The 15,703-nt window shown below is 43.3% G+C and carries 15 protein-coding genes; 9 read left to right on the forward strand and 6 right to left on the reverse strand.

Annotated features, from left to right (window positions below; translation table 11 throughout):
- The first annotated feature begins 169 nt into the window (after window positions 1–169).
- Both AB4558_RS13560 and AB4558_RS13565 read left to right on the forward strand, forming a co-directional pair.
- A complete protein-coding gene (locus tag AB4558_RS13560) occupies window positions 170–1,030 on the forward strand; it encodes a helix-turn-helix transcriptional regulator (protein WP_102319859.1) in 861 nt (286 codons plus the stop codon).
- Window positions 1,023–2,225 (forward strand): EAL domain-containing protein, encoded by a 1,203-nt coding sequence (locus AB4558_RS13565; RefSeq protein ID WP_372158866.1) that lies wholly within the window; start codon window positions 1,023–1,025, stop codon window positions 2,223–2,225. The genes AB4558_RS13560 and AB4558_RS13565 overlap by 8 nt, the downstream gene beginning before the upstream one ends.
- A 54-nt stretch (window positions 2,226–2,279) precedes the next feature.
- Here AB4558_RS13565 and moeB read toward each other — a convergent pair whose 3' ends face one another.
- Window positions 2,280–3,032 carry a molybdopterin-synthase adenylyltransferase MoeB gene (gene moeB / locus AB4558_RS13570; protein ID WP_065583719.1) on the reverse strand — a complete coding sequence of 251 codons (753 nt, stop codon included), beginning with the start codon at window positions 3,030–3,032 and terminating at the stop codon, window positions 2,280–2,282.
- Window positions 3,033–3,044: 12 nt separating this feature from the next.
- Window positions 3,045–4,280, reverse strand: a complete 1,236-nt coding sequence (gene moeA / locus AB4558_RS13575; RefSeq protein WP_102393097.1) for a molybdopterin molybdotransferase MoeA — start codon at window positions 4,278–4,280, stop codon at window positions 3,045–3,047.
- A 216-nt stretch (window positions 4,281–4,496) separates the two neighbouring features.
- Here moeA and folE point away from each other — a divergent pair, with 216 nt between their 5' ends.
- Entirely contained in the window at window positions 4,497–5,150 is a 654-nt protein-coding gene (gene folE, locus AB4558_RS13580; RefSeq protein WP_017061725.1) for a GTP cyclohydrolase I FolE, read from the forward strand.
- A 261-nt stretch (window positions 5,151–5,411) separates the two neighbouring features.
- Here folE and AB4558_RS13585 read toward each other — a convergent pair whose 3' ends face one another.
- The 4 genes from AB4558_RS13585 to AB4558_RS13600 all read right to left on the reverse strand — a co-directional run bounded on the left by AB4558_RS13585 (window position 5,412) and on the right by AB4558_RS13600 (window position 8,443).
- Complete coding sequence (locus AB4558_RS13585) at window positions 5,412–6,050, reverse strand: hypothetical protein (RefSeq protein ID WP_372074862.1); 639 nt, start codon at window positions 6,048–6,050, stop codon at window positions 5,412–5,414.
- Window positions 6,043–6,582, reverse strand: a complete 540-nt coding sequence (locus AB4558_RS13590; protein WP_017061727.1) for a YaeQ family protein — start codon at window positions 6,580–6,582, stop codon at window positions 6,043–6,045. Before AB4558_RS13590 ends, AB4558_RS13585 begins: the two co-directional genes overlap by 8 nt.
- Before the next feature lie 117 nt (window positions 6,583–6,699).
- Entirely contained in the window at window positions 6,700–6,909 is a 210-nt protein-coding gene (locus AB4558_RS13595) for a cold-shock protein (RefSeq protein WP_010430417.1), read from the reverse strand.
- A 448-nt stretch (window positions 6,910–7,357) separates the two neighbouring features.
- Window positions 7,358–8,443: a PQQ-dependent sugar dehydrogenase gene (locus AB4558_RS13600; RefSeq protein WP_372074861.1), complete on the reverse strand. Its 1,086-nt coding sequence runs from the start codon at window positions 8,441–8,443 to the stop codon at window positions 7,358–7,360.
- Between the two features lie 270 nt (window positions 8,444–8,713).
- Between AB4558_RS13600 and AB4558_RS13605 the strand changes: the two genes are divergently transcribed.
- The 6 genes from AB4558_RS13605 to AB4558_RS13630 all read left to right on the forward strand — a co-directional run bounded on the left by AB4558_RS13605 (window position 8,714) and on the right by AB4558_RS13630 (window position 15,625).
- On the forward strand, window positions 8,714–9,907 hold the full coding sequence (locus tag AB4558_RS13605; RefSeq protein WP_372074860.1) for a multidrug effflux MFS transporter: 1,194 nt from the start codon (window positions 8,714–8,716) through the stop codon (window positions 9,905–9,907).
- Between the two features lie 478 nt (window positions 9,908–10,385).
- A complete protein-coding gene (locus tag AB4558_RS13610; protein WP_372074859.1) occupies window positions 10,386–11,198 on the forward strand; it encodes a crotonase/enoyl-CoA hydratase family protein in 813 nt (270 codons plus the stop codon).
- Between the two features lie 93 nt (window positions 11,199–11,291).
- Window positions 11,292–12,482, forward strand: a complete 1,191-nt coding sequence (locus AB4558_RS13615) for an OmpP1/FadL family transporter (RefSeq protein ID WP_372074858.1) — start codon at window positions 11,292–11,294, stop codon at window positions 12,480–12,482.
- The gene (locus tag AB4558_RS13620; protein WP_102320576.1) at window positions 12,482–13,171 is read left to right on the forward strand and encodes a hypothetical protein; all 690 of its coding nucleotides are present in this window, start codon (window positions 12,482–12,484) and stop codon (window positions 13,169–13,171) included. Before AB4558_RS13615 ends, AB4558_RS13620 begins: the two co-directional genes overlap by 1 nt.
- Before the next feature lie 287 nt (window positions 13,172–13,458).
- Window positions 13,459–14,571 (forward strand): NADH:flavin oxidoreductase, encoded by a 1,113-nt coding sequence (locus tag AB4558_RS13625; protein ID WP_372074857.1) that lies wholly within the window; start codon window positions 13,459–13,461, stop codon window positions 14,569–14,571.
- Window positions 14,572–14,989: 418 nt separating this feature from the next.
- The gene (locus AB4558_RS13630) at window positions 14,990–15,625 is read left to right on the forward strand and encodes a CatB-related O-acetyltransferase (RefSeq protein WP_372074856.1); all 636 of its coding nucleotides are present in this window, start codon (window positions 14,990–14,992) and stop codon (window positions 15,623–15,625) included.
- The last annotated feature ends 78 nt before the right edge of the window (window positions 15,626–15,703 follow it).

Here is a 15,703-nt window from a genome sequence, read left to right on the forward strand (position 1 = left end):
GCTTAAGGTTCTGTCTATGTTAGTGCTTAAGGTTCTGTCTATGATCATCCAATAAGTGTTGAGAGTAGCTGGGCATTTTCAAATTATTCAATCACAGCTTGCCCTTAGCTTTTGTTCGTATTTAATTAAAAATAAGCTAAATCACAATAACGAATAAGAAAATAAAGCTATGTTTGGAAATATTATACGTACGTTTCGTGTTAATAATGGTTTGTCTCAAACTAATTTTGTTGATGCGATTCAAAGAAGTAACTCTAACTTTAACAACCTGGACGTTGTGACACTAAGCCGTTGGGAAAGAGGAGTAACAACTCCCCACTTAAAACGTCAAAACGAGTTACTGGACCTTATTGGAGTCAACATATTTGATGTTTGGGAGGCAAACGACTCACAAACAGTTCTCACAGGGTTAACGAATAAATTTAATAATAACGGTTATATTGATATGAACATGCACGTCCAAACAGAAGTTACGGTGATTAACTCAAATAATTCATTCCTTCTTGGGAAGATTACCAAGTTAATTGATGTCATCTTTGAATATGAAGATAACGTTATGCTCAGTAATTTAGAAGATTTAGGTATGAGTAGAAAGGTAATTATTGAAAAAATAATAAATCAATATTCTGGAGAGTTAACGCTCGTCACGGTTAATGGGCAATTAATCGGACACTTATTAAGTGCTAACTATAATCTTGCAGCAGATTTTTTGGAGCAAGTCTTAGTATCTAAAGAAGATAGAGCACATTTAGTTGTTACTTTTAACTGCACTCATTATTCGTCATTTACAGACACAATGGGCAGAGAGGCGTACAAGTATCTACAAAGCTTAAATCCAGATAAAGAGCTTTATATACTACTGAAAAGCAAAAGGATTTTTGATCTGTTTTTTTCATTGGGCTGCGAGTATCGAAGTGTAAGAAGTAACGATAGATCAATGAAGGTCATGAACTTGGATTCAAAGAAAATGAAATCACAACGCACTTGGATGGATATTATTGCAAACTATAAAGGTGAAGAGAATGAATAACACAGTATTGATTGTTGACGATGTTGAACTATCGAGAGAGGTCATTAAAAATGCGGTCTCTTTATTTAATAAAAAAACATCTGTACAGTTTGCAGAAAATGCGTTCGATGCAATGAGCAAAATGCAAAACGCATCATTTGATTTGGTGATTATGGACATCATGATGCCCAATGGCGATGGATTTGAACTCTTGAGTATGATGTCGCAACAAAATGTTGAGTCTAAAATAATCATTATTTCAGGTTTGGATAAATCCATTGTTAGCTCGGTGAGTATGCTTGGAAAGCTCTATGAGTTAAATGTTGTCGCTTCACTAGAAAAGCCTATTTGGGCTAACCAAATAAGTGAGTTGGTTGATAAAGCACTTGAAGTTGAAACCATAACCAAAAGCGAGCTTGGCTTTGGTAACCGTGCAACAATCATCGATGACGATTTTCCCATCAATCTGGTTTATCAGCCGCAAGTTGTTTCGGATATAAATGTTATTTCGGGGTTTGAAGTGTTGTCACGATGGTCTGATGAAAACGGGACCTTACTTCCACCGAGCTATTTTTTGCCAGTAATTGAAGAGCTAGGAAAGCAAAAGGTTTTTACCAATATCGTGATAAATAAATTCATTCAGGATTATCATCTCCACTTCAGTGAACTTGATAAATCGTTGAGGTTCTCAATTAATATCGATCCTAATTTACTGACTGATGAATCTGTTGTCGATAATCTACTCGAGATCTATAAGCAAGGTATTGAGCATACTATCGTTGTAGAGCTGACTGAAAAGGGGCTTTCAGGCAATATTGAAAAAGAATTGTTGGCAAATATTTTACGGCTAAGGTTGAATGGTTTTGAGATCTCTATAGATGACTTTGGGATGGAAGCATCGAATATTGAACGTATTGTCAAACTGCCTATTAGTGAGATAAAAATAGATAAAACCATTACATGGGGACTTTGCCATAACATTGATTACATGCAAAAAATCGATGAAGTTAAGAAGCTCGTTTCGGTAAAAAACGCACGTATTATCTATGAGGGTGTTGAAAATAAAGACACCTGTGCATTTCTGGAAGCTCTAGGCGGCTTTAACCAACAAGGTTTTCTTCATGGGGTTCCATCACTACCTGAAATTGTAGTTGAGATGCTCGCAGAGCAAAAGGAGCTAGATTACGTCGCTTCTGAATATACTTCTAATCATTAACAACGTATTAGGGTAACGAGCCAAAGCCAACTCAATGGGCTTTGGCTCTTTTTATTACTTACCACACACCGAACAATTAGGCATCTTTATTAAATTCATTTCACGCCAGCTGTGAGACATGGCATCGAGAATCAAAAGTTTGCCTTGCTTTGGTTGTCCAAACTTGGCAATAACCTTGATAGCTTCCAAAGCCTGAGCCGCGCCTACCATGCCAACAACAGGTGCCATCACACCGGCTTCAACACAGCTTAGAGCAGCGTTGCCAAATAGAGCGCTTAAACACTGGTAACAGGGTGCGTCAGCATCTTGATAAGTGAAGACACTAATCTGACCTTCCATGCGAATCGCAGCGCCCGATACAAGTGGCGTTTTTGAGGCGTAACACAAACGGTTAAGTTGATTGCGCGTTTCAACGTTGTCGCTGGCATCAAGTACTAACGAATGCGCTTCAATGAGCTTTGCTAGTGCCTCGTCATCAAGTCTGTGGTCGACCGTTTCAACTCTAAGGTGTGGGTTTAACACCTGTAATGATTCAGCGGCTGAAACGACTTTCTTCTTACCAATATCAGCATCGGTGTGAAGCACTTGTCGTTGCAAGTTTGAAAGCTCGACAACATCGTCGTCGATCAGCATTAGCTTACCAATACCCGCAGTCGCAAGGTATTGAGCAGAGGCACAGCCTAAACCACCCGCACCTAACACCAAAATCGAGCTCTGTTTCAGCGCTTCTTGACCCTCAAAATCAAACTGCTTGAGAATGATCTGGCGGTTATAGCGAAGCATCTCTGCGTCAGACAGTATTTCCATCAGCAAGCCTCGTTAGTAAAGCGTGGAGTTAAACAGTTGAATCTGAACCGTTTCACCGACTTCAACACGGCCACGTTCGCGCTCTAGTACCACAAAGCAGTTTGCTAAGCTCATTGAGCGGAAAGCGCCAGAGCTTTGGTTACCTGTTGTTTCTACTACAAACTTACCGTTTTCAATCGAGTAGATGCCACGTTGGTAATCAGTACGGCCTGGGCCTTTTTTGAATGCAGATTTAGTGATAGCAGGAATCGACTCTGGTGCTGTCCATGCTGTGTGACCAGCTAATTTAGCCAGCATAGGCTGAACTAACACATACATAGTCATCATTGCTGATACTGGGTTACCCGGTAGGCCACAGAACCAAGCGTTGTCTAGCTCACCAAATGCGAATGGTTTACCTGGTTTGATTGCTAGTTTCCAAAAGCCGATTTCGCCAAGCTCTTCAAGAATGTCTTTGGTGTAATCAGCTTCGCCGACACTTACGCCACCAGAAGTGACAACTACGTCTGCCAGTTCTTGCGCTTTTACAAAGGTTTCTTTAAGCGTTGCAGGGCAATCAGGAATAATACCTAGGTCAATTGCTTCGCAACCAAACGCTTCAATCAGTGGTTTGATACCGTAGCGGTTGCTGTCGTAGATCTGACCATCTTCAAGAGGCTGACCTAATGGCTTGAGCTCATCGCCAGTAGAGAAGAAAGCGACTTTAGGTTTGTGTGCCACAGTTACATGACTCACACCGAGCGAAGCAATCATTGGAATGTCACGAGGTGTTAAACGTTCGCCACGGCTAAGAACGATATCGCCTTGCTTGATGTCGTCACCGGTAGGGCGAATGTTATTGTTCAGCTTGATGTCGTCTTGCTGAATCTCAATGCCAGCGTCAGTTTCAGCCGTGTTTTCTTGCATGATTACGACGTCACAACCTTCCGGGATCTTTGCGCCAGTCATAATGCGAATACAGGTGTTTGCTGGCCATTCACCTTCAAAAGGTTGACCTGCAAAGGACTTGCCCGCTAAAGGCAGCACTTTACTGTTCTCTAGGTCTGCTAAGCGCAGTGCATAGCCGTCCATTGCTGAGTTATCAAAAGGAGGGACGAAAATAGGGGATAGAATATCTTCAGCAAGTACGTAACCCAATGCTTCTGCTAATGGCAGTGATAAGGTCGTTTGAATAGGTTGAATTGGTGATAGCAGCTTATCTAGTGCTTCTTCAATTGGCATCAAGCCCGGAGCGTCGCAACAGCCCATAATTGAAATCCTTTGATCGTTATTATTTTGATTTGGCGGTTGGCAATAGGGATTCAATAGTTATCAAATCATGATGGTTCGCCAACGAAATTCTAGCCACTCTAGCACAGTTTAAGCCCCGTAAATAATGACCTCCCTTAAAATATGGGTGTATTTATTCAAAATTCCGAGTATCCTTGTTTGCCATCCAGAAGGGGTAATAAAAGAGGAAGTTCAATGTCAGGTCTTAGCGAATCAGCGAAGTTGGTTAAAGATGCGCTAGCAAGCCGTGGTTTAGAGACACCAATGAGTCCAAACCAGGTTAGCCGAGAAGAGAAAAAGGAACGAATCGAACACCATATGCGTGAGATTCTCACTCTCCTTGAACTTGATCTTACGGACGATAGTCTGGAAGAAACACCGCAACGTATTGCTAAAATGTACGTGGATGAAATTTTCTCTGGTTTGGATTACGCCAATTTCCCTAAAATTACGGTAATCGAAAACAAGATGGGCGTTCGTGAGATGGTACGAGTAAAAGACATTACCGTGACCAGTACTTGTGAGCACCACTTAGTGACGATTGATGGTAAGACTGCGGTCGCTTATATCCCGCGTGGAAAAATCATTGGTCTTTCAAAGATTAACCGTATTGTTCGATTCTTTGCTCAGCGCCCACAAGTTCAAGAGCGTATGACTCAGCAGATCCTTGTTGCATTGCAAACGCTACTCGAAACCGATGACGTTGCTGTAACCATGGATGCGGTTCACTACTGCGTGAAATCTCGCGGTGTAATGGATGCAACCAGCGAAACGACAACAACAGCTCTAGGCGGTATCTTCAGATCAAACCCAGCAACGCGCCACGAGTTCTTACACGGCCTGCGTTGATTCACTGCATTATTAGATGAATTCAATTTAGCCTCTGTAAATTGATGTTCATTGAAATATATTCTAAGCCTCGCTTTATGCGGGGCTTTTTTACGCCTGTAATGAAGTCAACTGTAATGGCTGAGAATGCTGTTATTCCCTAAAGTGAAGAATGAACGTAATAGGGAATCTGTTGCGGCCAAGCAGAAAAAGCACGCTCTATATCTTAACGTTTGTTGAAAGCATATAGAGCGTAACTAGAATCAGTCGCTGGTGGAGTGCTTAAGAAAGGTTAAACAAACGCTTTAAGTGGTGAACAATACCGGATGGCTTGTTCTCGGCTTGATAGATGCTCAAACCATCGTAAAAACTCGCCATGAACTCTACGCGAATCTCATCATCACTGCTTCTCGATATACGAGACAGTAGCGTAGCGGCTACAGCTGCGTGATCATTGGCTAGGCTGTAATCCATTCCTAGTCGTCCTTGAATGAACAACCACAAATGCGTGACTAGTTTTAACTGTTGAGCGTTAGAGTTTTGAAACTTGTCGCTGTGCTCAGTTCCCACTGTATTATCGAATACATTTTGCATCGCCTCATTCGCTTCTTTATTGCTTTCAAAGCGATAGCTTGCATCGATATGTACCTTGGTTAGCAAGCCAAGCAACGTCTGACGTGCAGAGTTCTCCGGCTTGTTCTCGCAAGCGTGTTTGAACAGAGCGTGGTTTTCATCAATAAATGACGACAGCTCTTTCTCGTAGCTTGTCGAGAGCGCTTTGACTGAATCTAAACCTGCTTCTTTTAAACACTGGTGAAGCTTGGTTCTAGCTTGTTGTTTGGCTTTGATTTCTTGCTGCTTGGCTTCTTCTTGCAGGCTAGCTTCTGTTTGCGAATTATTCGGGGTTGGACGCTCAGTCATTACTCTGTAGCTCTTCCCACGTTACTTCTGCCGATTGAGTATCGCTGTTAATGAAAGCAGAGTTACCCGTCAGCATGACTGAAAGATCCATCGTACGTTGTGTCATCGCCGCTAGCTGCTCAATACCATCGTTGTCTAGACGAACGATCTGAGCTTTTAGGTAGCCGAATTTACCTTTGTTCTGCTCCCACCAAACGTTTGATTTAGTGTTGAAGCTGAATACGCGTACTGATTTAGATAGGCGAGTTGCCTTCTTAACACGCTCTGGATCGGGTTCGCCCACATCGACCCATTCTAGGATTTGATCGTCTAACGACTTCTGCCATAAATCGGGTTCTTCAATGCTAGACAATCCTTTAGTGAACTCAAGTTCAGGAGATGCATTGATACAGAAAGCCATGATTCGAGCCATCATTCGCTGTTCTGTTTCAGAAGGGTGTTGTGCAACCGTTAGATTGAAAGAGTCGTAATAGTCGCGATTCATATCGGTTAAAGAGATACGAAACTTGTAGATTGTCGGTTTAAGAGCCATTGAGAGGGTGTCTTAGGTAGAAATAGTGAAGGGGAATATTACCTTAAATCTCTGAATAGCGGGTAAAAAAATAGCCAGCAGAGGCTGGCTATTTTTAGAAAGCTTTAAAATACTAAATTAAAGTACTTTGATGCTGTCAGCTTGTGGGCCTTTTTGACCTTGAGATACTACGAACTCAACTTTTTGGCCTTCAGCAAGAGTTTTGAAACCGTCGCCAGTGATAGCAGAGAAGTGTGCGAATACGTCTGGGCCGTTTTCTTGTTGAATGAAGCCGAAGCCTTTAGTTTCGTTGAACCATTTTACTGTACCAGTAACTGTGTTAGACATGATGATATCCTAAAATTAAATTTTTATTTTGAGCCAATTGTGGCACTGATAGCGTGGAAAAGTTTATTGCTATTGCGTACAACACAACGGGGTTACTAGTAATCCAACGAAATGTTTATATACAAAGAACTTTCTTTCTAGCCGGGAACGAGTCTAAATCAAATCAGGGGATAGTCAATCGAATACATAGGGAAAGGTTGCAGAAACTTGGGGGTAGTCAAACTTTGCATTCCTTAAATATCATGGAGTTACAGTTGTATGGTGATTTGTTGTAGTTTTTGTGAAAAAGGTGGTCGAAATTGATGACGAATTTGGAGTAAATGCACTGTTTTAGCGCATTCATTTTTGCAAATTTAAAGCCGCTAACTGGGCGTTGAGCCCACTTTTAACGGCTTATATTTATAAATGTCGTTGTAAGGTAAGTGCCTTTACTTGAACGAGGTCTCGGCTACTTTTTCAAGCGGTACAGGTTGCCATTATCAGTGCTGAAGAAGATGTCTCCGTTTGGTGAAGTTTCGATGTCTCTTACCCTTTCGCCCAAGTCCTCTAAAATGCGTTCTTCCTCGATTGCCTCACCTTGTTCATTGACTGTCACAATATTGATGTGAGTAAGTTTTAGTGCGCCAGCCAGCAGTTTGCCTTTCAGCTCTGGGTACTTATCGCCTTGGTAAACAATCAAGCTCCCCGGAGCGATTGAAGGAACATAGACTTTTTTTGGCGCTTCAATACCATCTTTGGTTTCCGATTCGCCAACGCTGATAGGGCCCCAATACTCTTTTCCGTGTGAGGTGACAGGCCACCCATAGTTGGCACCCGCTTTTATTAGGTTAATTTCATCACCACCGCGAGGGCCGTGTTCAATCGACCAAAGCTTTTGAGTCGGGAAATCGTAATACAGACCTTGTGGATTACGATGGCCAAAGCTCCAAATTTCATTGAGCACTTTGTTGTTATCCGTGAATGGGTTATCGCTTGGTGTGCTTCCATCGGCATTCAGTCGTAATATTGATCCGGCGTGAGTCATGGTGTCTTGGCCGTTGTCTCGATCACCTCGATCACCGATTGAAAAATACAGGTGGCTATCATCAAAGGTGATACGGCTACCAAAGTGACGTCCTGTGTCCGTTCTGGATTTAGTTACAAACACGTCTGTCCAATTGATGACTTCATTATTGCTGTAATTAGCAGAAGCCAGTGTTGTTACGCCTTCATCATCGATGTCTTTACTGTAAGTGACGTAGAACTTTCCGTTTTCAAAAGGGGAAAGTGCGATATCTAATAATCCACCTTGGCCTTTCGCCCATACATTGGGCAGCCTGAAGAGTGTGTGTTGATCGCCAGTTTTTAAATCGACATGTTTAATGACGCCTGATTTTTCTGTGACTAGCATGGACTTATCGTTGACATAAGCCAGTCCCCAAGGGACCACGAGTCCGTCGGTGATCTTCTCTGCCTGCCAAGCAAAGGCTGACGTTACAGGACCTGAGGCAAGCAGCGCCAAAGCACATGAAAAAATACGGTGATGAGTGTTCATTGAAGTCCCTTGATTATGAGCATCTAGTGTTAGTCTAGCGCTTGTGGCCGATAGGCGGAAAGCCGAGGTTGCTGAAAAGTGACTATTCACATATTTAGTTGAACGCCTATTGTATGATTATACAAGCTCACGTATGTTTACTGTGCCTTTCTCTATTTGATCCCGTCGGAGCATTATGAACAACTCACCAGCAGCATTTTCGCTATTTTCTCAGTTTTTATGTTGTGAGTTAGATACGCACGATTTTTCTTCGAACGGACCTATTAAACGATGAGTCGTGGATTTGATTTTAAATCGATCTTACTTGCGTGTTTGGTCATCAGTATCGGCCAGCTCAGTATGGGCTTGGTGTTTCCTTCTTTGCCTTGGATCGCAAAAGATTTTGATGTCTCGCTAGAGCAAGCCCAGCTTTTGGTGAGTGTGTATTTATTAGGCTTTGGCCCTTCCCAGTTTATTTATGGCCCTATTTCCGATGCTTTGGGACGCAAGAAGGTACTGCTAAGCGGTTTGTTGATTGCCATGCTTGGGTTATTGATGATCATCTTCTTCAGCCATTCGTTTACTAGCATGGTGATGGGGCGATTCCTGCAAGGCTTAGGAACCGGTTGTTGCGCGGTACTTGCTCGTGCTTCTACGCGAGACAGATTCAGTGGGGCAGACTTGCCTTTGGCGATGTCTTACATTGCTATGGTTGCGTCTATAACACCTTTGATCGCGCCCGTTATCGGTGGATTCATTAACTTCCACTTCGGTTGGAGCATGGTGTTCATCTCACTACTTGGCTATGTCTCATTGGCTTGGGGTGTATTGGCGTTCAAGTTTAAAGAAACTGTCACTCAGGTTTCGGCGATCCCTTCACCGAATAAAATGGTTTCTCAATATAAAGAGCTACTCACTTCTCGTTATTTTATGAGCTTTGCGAGTATCGGTTGGCTTAACTTTAGCTTGATGATCACCACTGTGTCGGTGATGCCATTTATCATGCAAAACCAGATTGGTATGACGTCAGATGAATACGCGATGTGGGCGGTGATTCCAGCATTAGGCATGCTTGGCGGAACAGGCTTATGTAACCGTATTCGCCCTATGCTGGGTAACAAGAAAACTCTGTTATGCACACCTGTATTGCACGTTGCTGCGGCCTTGTGGCTGTTCTTCTGTCCACTCGAACCTTTGTATCTCATGCTTGGCCAGTTCTTGATGATCCTTGGTAATGGTATTGCGTTACCTTGTGCTCAGGCGTTAGTGATGTTGCCTTATAAGAAGAACGCTGGCGCGGCGGCTGCGATGTCTGGTGGCGGGCAGATGGTGGTGTCTTCAATGGTGAGTATGGGCCTGGTTCAGTTAGGGTTAGGGGAAGCGTGGCATTTATCGCTCGTTATCATGCTGTTCACATTGATTACCCTGTTTAACATTTTGCGTGGTTTCAGTAACCAAGAAGCGAGAGAGTCTCAGCTCAGTTAGTTGCTTAGGTAATTGGCTAGCTGCCTGGCTAGTAGGAACGAGAAGGCCATTGAAATGATGATTTTCAATGGCCTTTTTAATGTTCAGCGCTTTGGTTTAAGTTACCAGAATATATGCTATTTTCTGACTGCTTAGGGCAAGTGGTAGTGTTCCGAGCGCAGCTTGCGGCAGGGACGTTAGTTTCCATTATTGCTGGCAGCTACTTTATCTTCTTGCTACTGAAATCTCGAAGAACATAGGTTTTGCTCATGACCGAAAGCCATTGCTAATCAAAGCTACTGGCAATCAAAGCCATTGGCGATAAAAGCTACGGATGAAAAGCAGTGAATGGAGCGATCCATCACTGCTTTTTTGTTGATGTCGTTTGTGTAAAGGGAAAGACGTTAAGCAACACAGGTCTCGCTTCTTAATGTGCAAGTTTGGCATATGTTAATAAAATGTATAACCTAAAGGTCTGACCACTGATAAGGTAGCCACCATGCCAAACCTCGATCGTATTACTTGTTCTATCGATAAAAACCAAATTGCGACGGTTGTGTTGAATCGACCCGATAAGCTCAATGCTATTGATATGGCAATGTTTCAAGGCGTGAATAACATGGTGACTCAGCTGAAAAAGAACACCGAGATTCGTGCCGTAATAGTAAAAGGTGAGGGTTCTGATTTTTGTTCAGGGCTTGATGTTAAGTCCCTATTAACCAGTAAATCTGGGGCGATGAAGCTCTTGTTTAAATGGCTACCGACATTGCCTAACGCTGCACAACGCTTTTCATTGGGTTGGCGAGATATTCCATGCCCTGTCATTTTTGCGATTCATGGTCGTTGTTGGGGAGGCGGCCTGCAATTGGTCAGTGGGGGTGATTTTAGAATTGCTAGCCCGGATGCGAACTTCTCTATATTGGAAGCAAAGTGGGGTCTGATTCCAGACATGGGAGGCGCTATCGCTTTTAGAGAGCTGATGCGTAAAGATCACACCCTTGAAATGGCGATGACGGCCAAAGTGATCGACTGTGAAACCGCTAAAGAATATGGGTTGGTGACCAAGATTGCCGAAGATCCTTACGCTGAAGCCTATGCGTTGGCACTTGAGTGTGCGAATCGGTCGCCAGATGTCGTCGCTGCTAACAAGAAGCTCTACAACAAGACTTGGTGGTCAAGCCCGGGCATGGCTGTATTCTGCGAAACTTGGTATCAGATAAAGGTTGGGTTAGGTAAGAACCGAGCGATAGCAGCACAGCGTGAAATTCATCCTGACAAGCCACGCTCTTACTTAGCAAGAAAGTTCAAATAATGTTTGTACAGGAATAATGGATATTCCCTTTGTTTATTGAGCTTTGCGGTAACCTTAGAGCAATTTAATGTCTAAGGCTAAATGAGCGCTCTGATGAACAAAACTTTTACTTACTCTCTAGCTGCCACTGCAATTTTTACGAGCTTAAATGCATTCGCAAGTGGCCTGTTTTTGCAAGAAGCTGTCGTTGCCAACGCTGGTACTACTGGCGCTGGTGATGGTGTTTACACTCGATCTGCAGCGGCGATGTGGACAAACCCTGCCACTATGTCTCACATGGGCGAAAGCAAAACGACCATCAACACCATGGCATTCGATCTTGAAATGAAGTATCAAGATAACGGTGGTAATCCAGATGGTAAAGCTCATTCCGTAATGCCGTCATTTGGTGCCTTCCACGCTCATCAAGTCACAGACAAATTACACCTTGGTATCGCGCTTGGCGCTGTTGGCGGCTCTAGCCTTGATTACGGCAGTGATTGGGCGGGTGCTGCACTTCTAGAAGATATCACTCTTACTGCAATGCAAGTGAACCCATCACTGAGTTATAAGCTGAATGACCAATGGTCAGTAGGCGCGGGTGTGCAATTCAGTTGGGCTGCATTCCAACAAACAACGTCAATGCTTACTGCGAAGCAAGATACTGACTGGGCATACGGCTATAACCTTGGCGTAATGTACACACCGACAGACAAGCTTAAATTGGGTGCTAGTTATCGTTCTAAACTCGAACATGAATTTAACAATGATGTGAATGTATTTACTGGCGGCCAGCGTTCATTAAATACTGGTATAGATGTACCTGAAATTGTTGATGCCAGTTTGAGTTATGCATTTAATACTCAGCTTGAACTATTAGCTAGTGTGCAATTTCATCGTTGGAGTCAATGGGATAGCACTGTTTTAGATTTGGGTACAAACCAAAATGGTAACCTTCCAATTAATCAAACACTATTGCGCGATTGGGACGATGTATGGAAGTTTGCAGTTGGTGCAGATTACCAACTTAACTCAGACTGGCGTTTGAAAGCCGGTTTCTCTTACGAAACTTCTCCACAAGACGACCCGTCAATGCAATGGGTTGACCTTCCTGTGGGTGAACAGTACCGCTACTCAGTTGGCGCATCTACCTACTGGGACGACATCTTAATTGATGTGTTCTATGAATACGCTGATTTGGGTTCAGTTGAGATGGATCGATATGGTCGATTTGGTCAAGTTAATCTGTTGAATGGTTCGTTCGATGGCCGTATCCACTTTGTTGGTGTTAGCGCGACCTTCTAATGACATTACGTAATCTACTAATCATTACTTTAGTGTCTTTATTTTCAACGGGTGCTTTTGCTGAAGAGAAGCACCCTGATGATCCGACTAAAATCGTAACCAAAGCTGGCGTTGCTTATAACGAAGATCTGCAGTTCTCTGGGTCTATTGGGCTTGATGAAGCACGAATGATCAATGCTCGTGTTAACGCAGATGGCGAAGAATGGCGAATAGGCGGCTCATGGCTGTTGCCTATGGGTATTGTTAACTTCAACTTTAGCCGTTCTGAATATGACAACGATGCTTATAAGAACAACTACAGTATTGGCACATTTATACCACTGAGCTATTTCGATATTGAGCCGTTCGGTTGGCAAATCTTCCCTATGGCTGGTTACAGCTATAATGACGGCGAAGTAGCGGTTTTCGATGATGATAATGTTGGTTCTGACTATGTATTGATGTCGAGCTCAACACACGGTGGCTACATTGGTGCGTTTGGTTTAAAAACGATTACTGATGAATGGTCTATCATGGGCTTCGGTGGCGGTTCAATGGGGTCTGATGATTATTCAGGGTATTGGGCAGGCGTCGGTGCTAGCTACAAGTTGAGTGACGCTCAATCATTCAACTTCTTCACTATTTTTGCTGAGGACGATTTCGGTGAAAATAACAGTGTTGGCGCGTCTTACACCTATGAGTTCAAATAACTGTTAGCAGGCAGAAATTCGCAGGTGGACACCTCTCGTAAGAACCATTGACTTAGTCCAGATTAAATTGAACAAAGTCGCTTATTAAAACTTAGCGACTTTCTTTTGTTACCATTTCTCCAATCTTTTTTATCTCTTTTTGATGCTTTCTATATCTTTCTCACATGAGAGTGCCGCTCTCTTAATCTAGATTAAGTTTTCGCTGCCTTATTCTCTGTAGTATCCGCCTGAATCAGTGCCCATGCTTAATGGGTAACTTGCGTAACACGATTTTGAGAGGAAGACACTTGAGCACTTTGTTTACAGAAACCCACATTGGCAAGATGACACTAAAGAATCGCTTCATGAGAAGTGCAACGTGGGAAAATATGGCCACCGAAGATGGGCATATGACAGATAAACTGTACGCTATCTATGAAGAGTTGGCTCAAGGTGAAGTCGGCCTGATCGTGACGGGCTACGCGAACATTGTTGAAGAAGAAAAGCCGAATGCAGGCATGATGGGTATGTATAACGACTCATTCATTGAAGAGTATCAAAAGCTGACTCAACTGGTGCACGACAACGACTCTAAAATCGTGATGCAGTTGGCTTATGGTGGCACCAAAACCACGCATGACCTTGGCGAGCGAGTAATCTACGCACCAAGTGAGGTTCCAGAAAAAGGAACTCAAACTCTAGGCAAAGCGATGACCAAAGACGAGATCGACTACATTGTTGATGCGTTTGCTCAAGCGTCTTTGAGAGCACAAAAGTCAGGCTTTGATGGCGTTGAAATTCATGCCGCTCACACTTACCTGATTAATCAGTTCTTAAGCCCTTACTACAACCAACGTGAAGATGAATACGGCGGTAGCTTAGAAAACCGCATGAGATTCTTGTTAGAGATCTATACCGCGACGCGTAAGTTGGTGGGAGATGATTTCCCTATCTTGGTTAAGCTTACAGCTTCGGAGTTTTTTGAAGGTGGTGTGACCTTCGACGAAACACGTATTGTGTGTAAAAAGCTTGAACAAGTGGGCGTGGATGGCATTGTTGTATCGGGTAATATTCATGGCAAAGCAGACACTATGATTGGCGAGTCACACGATGGCTTTACCATTCAAGCTGAAGGCTACTTCCATGAATATGGTCACGCGGTCAGCCAAGACGTTAATATCCCAGTTATCACGGTTGGTGGCCTAACGGATTTTGATGCTATCGAAGCGATTGCAAACAACACGGGCATTGAATACTTCGCGCTTTCAAGACCGCTGCTTTCTGAACCGCATTTAGTTAAGCGTTGGAAGGAAGGGGATAGAAGCCCTGTTGAATGCGAACGATGCTCAAAGTGTCGCACTAAGCGCGGTAACTTCTGCGTGGTGAATAAAGACAGAAAAGTACAGCTTGCTCGCATGTAATCGCTGAACCCAGCTCCAAGCGAGAGCCGAAGTTTATAGCTGAGTCTAAGTTTGAGCCTGTGTAATCGCGCAGGCTCTTGTTTATTCCGTATTCCACGAAACGAAATTTTAAACCTTATTAATCACATCTTCCTGTTAAATTGGCGCGATTAAGCAGATACACTGCGCCTGTAAATTATCCAACCAAGTTATCGATAACAAGCTGAGCAAACTTTGAAACTACTTCCTCTTCTTAAGCAACCTCGAATCCACTGACGCCTCTTTAGTTTTAGCGACATTGCTATGATTTAAGCGTGATACTCACTATTCATTCCAGTGAACCCTGTGTTTATAGGGGGTAGTGTGCGCACCTTGCATTTGCAGCGTCGACATTTTGATATTTAGACGAATAAAACTAATAAGTTAATTAGAGGTAGAAATGCAAAAGAAGCATTGGTCCAAATTCGAGTTGCTGCATGAAGTCGTAACCAACCCCAATATTCACGTAAAAGGTCAACACAGTTATTACAGCGATTGCTGGGATAATGGCTTTGAACAATCGGTAGTGCGCTATTTACATGGCGACGAAGTCAGCCGCCAGTGGGAGCCTCGATGGGAAATCGACGAACTCCATATCGGCGATTATGTCTGCATTGGCGCAGAGGTTGTGATTTTAATGGGTGGCAACCATACCCACAGAGTTGATTGGTTTTCGCTGTATCCATTTATGGATGTAATCGACGATGCCTACATTGGCAAAGGTGACACTCACATTGAAGATGGGGTGTGGTTAGGCATGAGAGCGATGGTGATGTCCGGTGTGACGATTGGCGAAGGCGCTGTGGTTGCAGCGAATAGTGTGGTGACTAAAGACGTCGCTCCATACAGCATTGTCGGTGGTTCTCCAGCTAAAGTCGTCAAATACCGATTTGATGAGTCCGTTATTGACGAACTCATGTCATTCAAAATATACGAGTGGCCCTCAGATAAATTTGAAGCGCTGAAACCGTATTTATGTAACTCAGACTTTTCAAAGTTAAAGCAGGCGATAACGGATTACGACAATTGTTTGTAAGGAGCACTTGTAAGGAGCACTTGTAACGAGCGTTTGTAAGGAGCGTTTTTAAGGTACGGGTATAGCCACAGATTTGTG

This window comes from Vibrio sp. 10N.222.51.C5, assembly GCF_041474575.1.
Lineage (GTDB): Bacteria > Pseudomonadota > Gammaproteobacteria > Enterobacterales > Vibrionaceae > Vibrio > Vibrio crassostreae_C.

Bases quoted from the DNA above. Each gene is read 5' to 3' on its own strand.
- AB4558_RS13560 (WP_102319859.1), top strand. From the start codon at position 170: ATGTTTGGAAATATTATACGTACGTTTCGTGTTAATAATGGTTTGTCT.
- AB4558_RS13565 (WP_372158866.1), top strand. From the start codon at position 1,023: ATGAATAACACAGTATTGATTGTTGACGATGTTGAACTATCGAGAGAG.
- moeB (WP_065583719.1), bottom strand. From the start codon at position 3,032: ATGGAAATACTGTCTGACGCAGAGATGCTTCGCTATAACCGCCAGATC.
- moeA (WP_102393097.1), bottom strand. From the start codon at position 4,280: ATGGGCTGTTGCGACGCTCCGGGCTTGATGCCAATTGAAGAAGCACTA.
- folE (WP_017061725.1), top strand. From the start codon at position 4,497: ATGTCAGGTCTTAGCGAATCAGCGAAGTTGGTTAAAGATGCGCTAGCA.
- AB4558_RS13585 (WP_372074862.1), bottom strand. From the start codon at position 6,050: ATGACTGAGCGTCCAACCCCGAATAATTCGCAAACAGAAGCTAGCCTG.
- AB4558_RS13590 (WP_017061727.1), bottom strand. From the start codon at position 6,582: ATGGCTCTTAAACCGACAATCTACAAGTTTCGTATCTCTTTAACCGAT.
- AB4558_RS13595 (WP_010430417.1), bottom strand. From the start codon at position 6,909: ATGTCTAACACAGTTACTGGTACAGTAAAATGGTTCAACGAAACTAAA.
- AB4558_RS13600 (WP_372074861.1), bottom strand. From the start codon at position 8,443: ATGAACACTCATCACCGTATTTTTTCATGTGCTTTGGCGCTGCTTGCC.
- AB4558_RS13605 (WP_372074860.1), top strand. From the start codon at position 8,714: ATGAGTCGTGGATTTGATTTTAAATCGATCTTACTTGCGTGTTTGGTC.
- AB4558_RS13610 (WP_372074859.1), top strand. From the start codon at position 10,386: ATGCCAAACCTCGATCGTATTACTTGTTCTATCGATAAAAACCAAATT.
- AB4558_RS13615 (WP_372074858.1), top strand. From the start codon at position 11,292: ATGAACAAAACTTTTACTTACTCTCTAGCTGCCACTGCAATTTTTACG.
- AB4558_RS13620 (WP_102320576.1), top strand. From the start codon at position 12,482: ATGACATTACGTAATCTACTAATCATTACTTTAGTGTCTTTATTTTCA.
- AB4558_RS13630 (WP_372074856.1), top strand. From the start codon at position 14,990: ATGCAAAAGAAGCATTGGTCCAAATTCGAGTTGCTGCATGAAGTCGTA.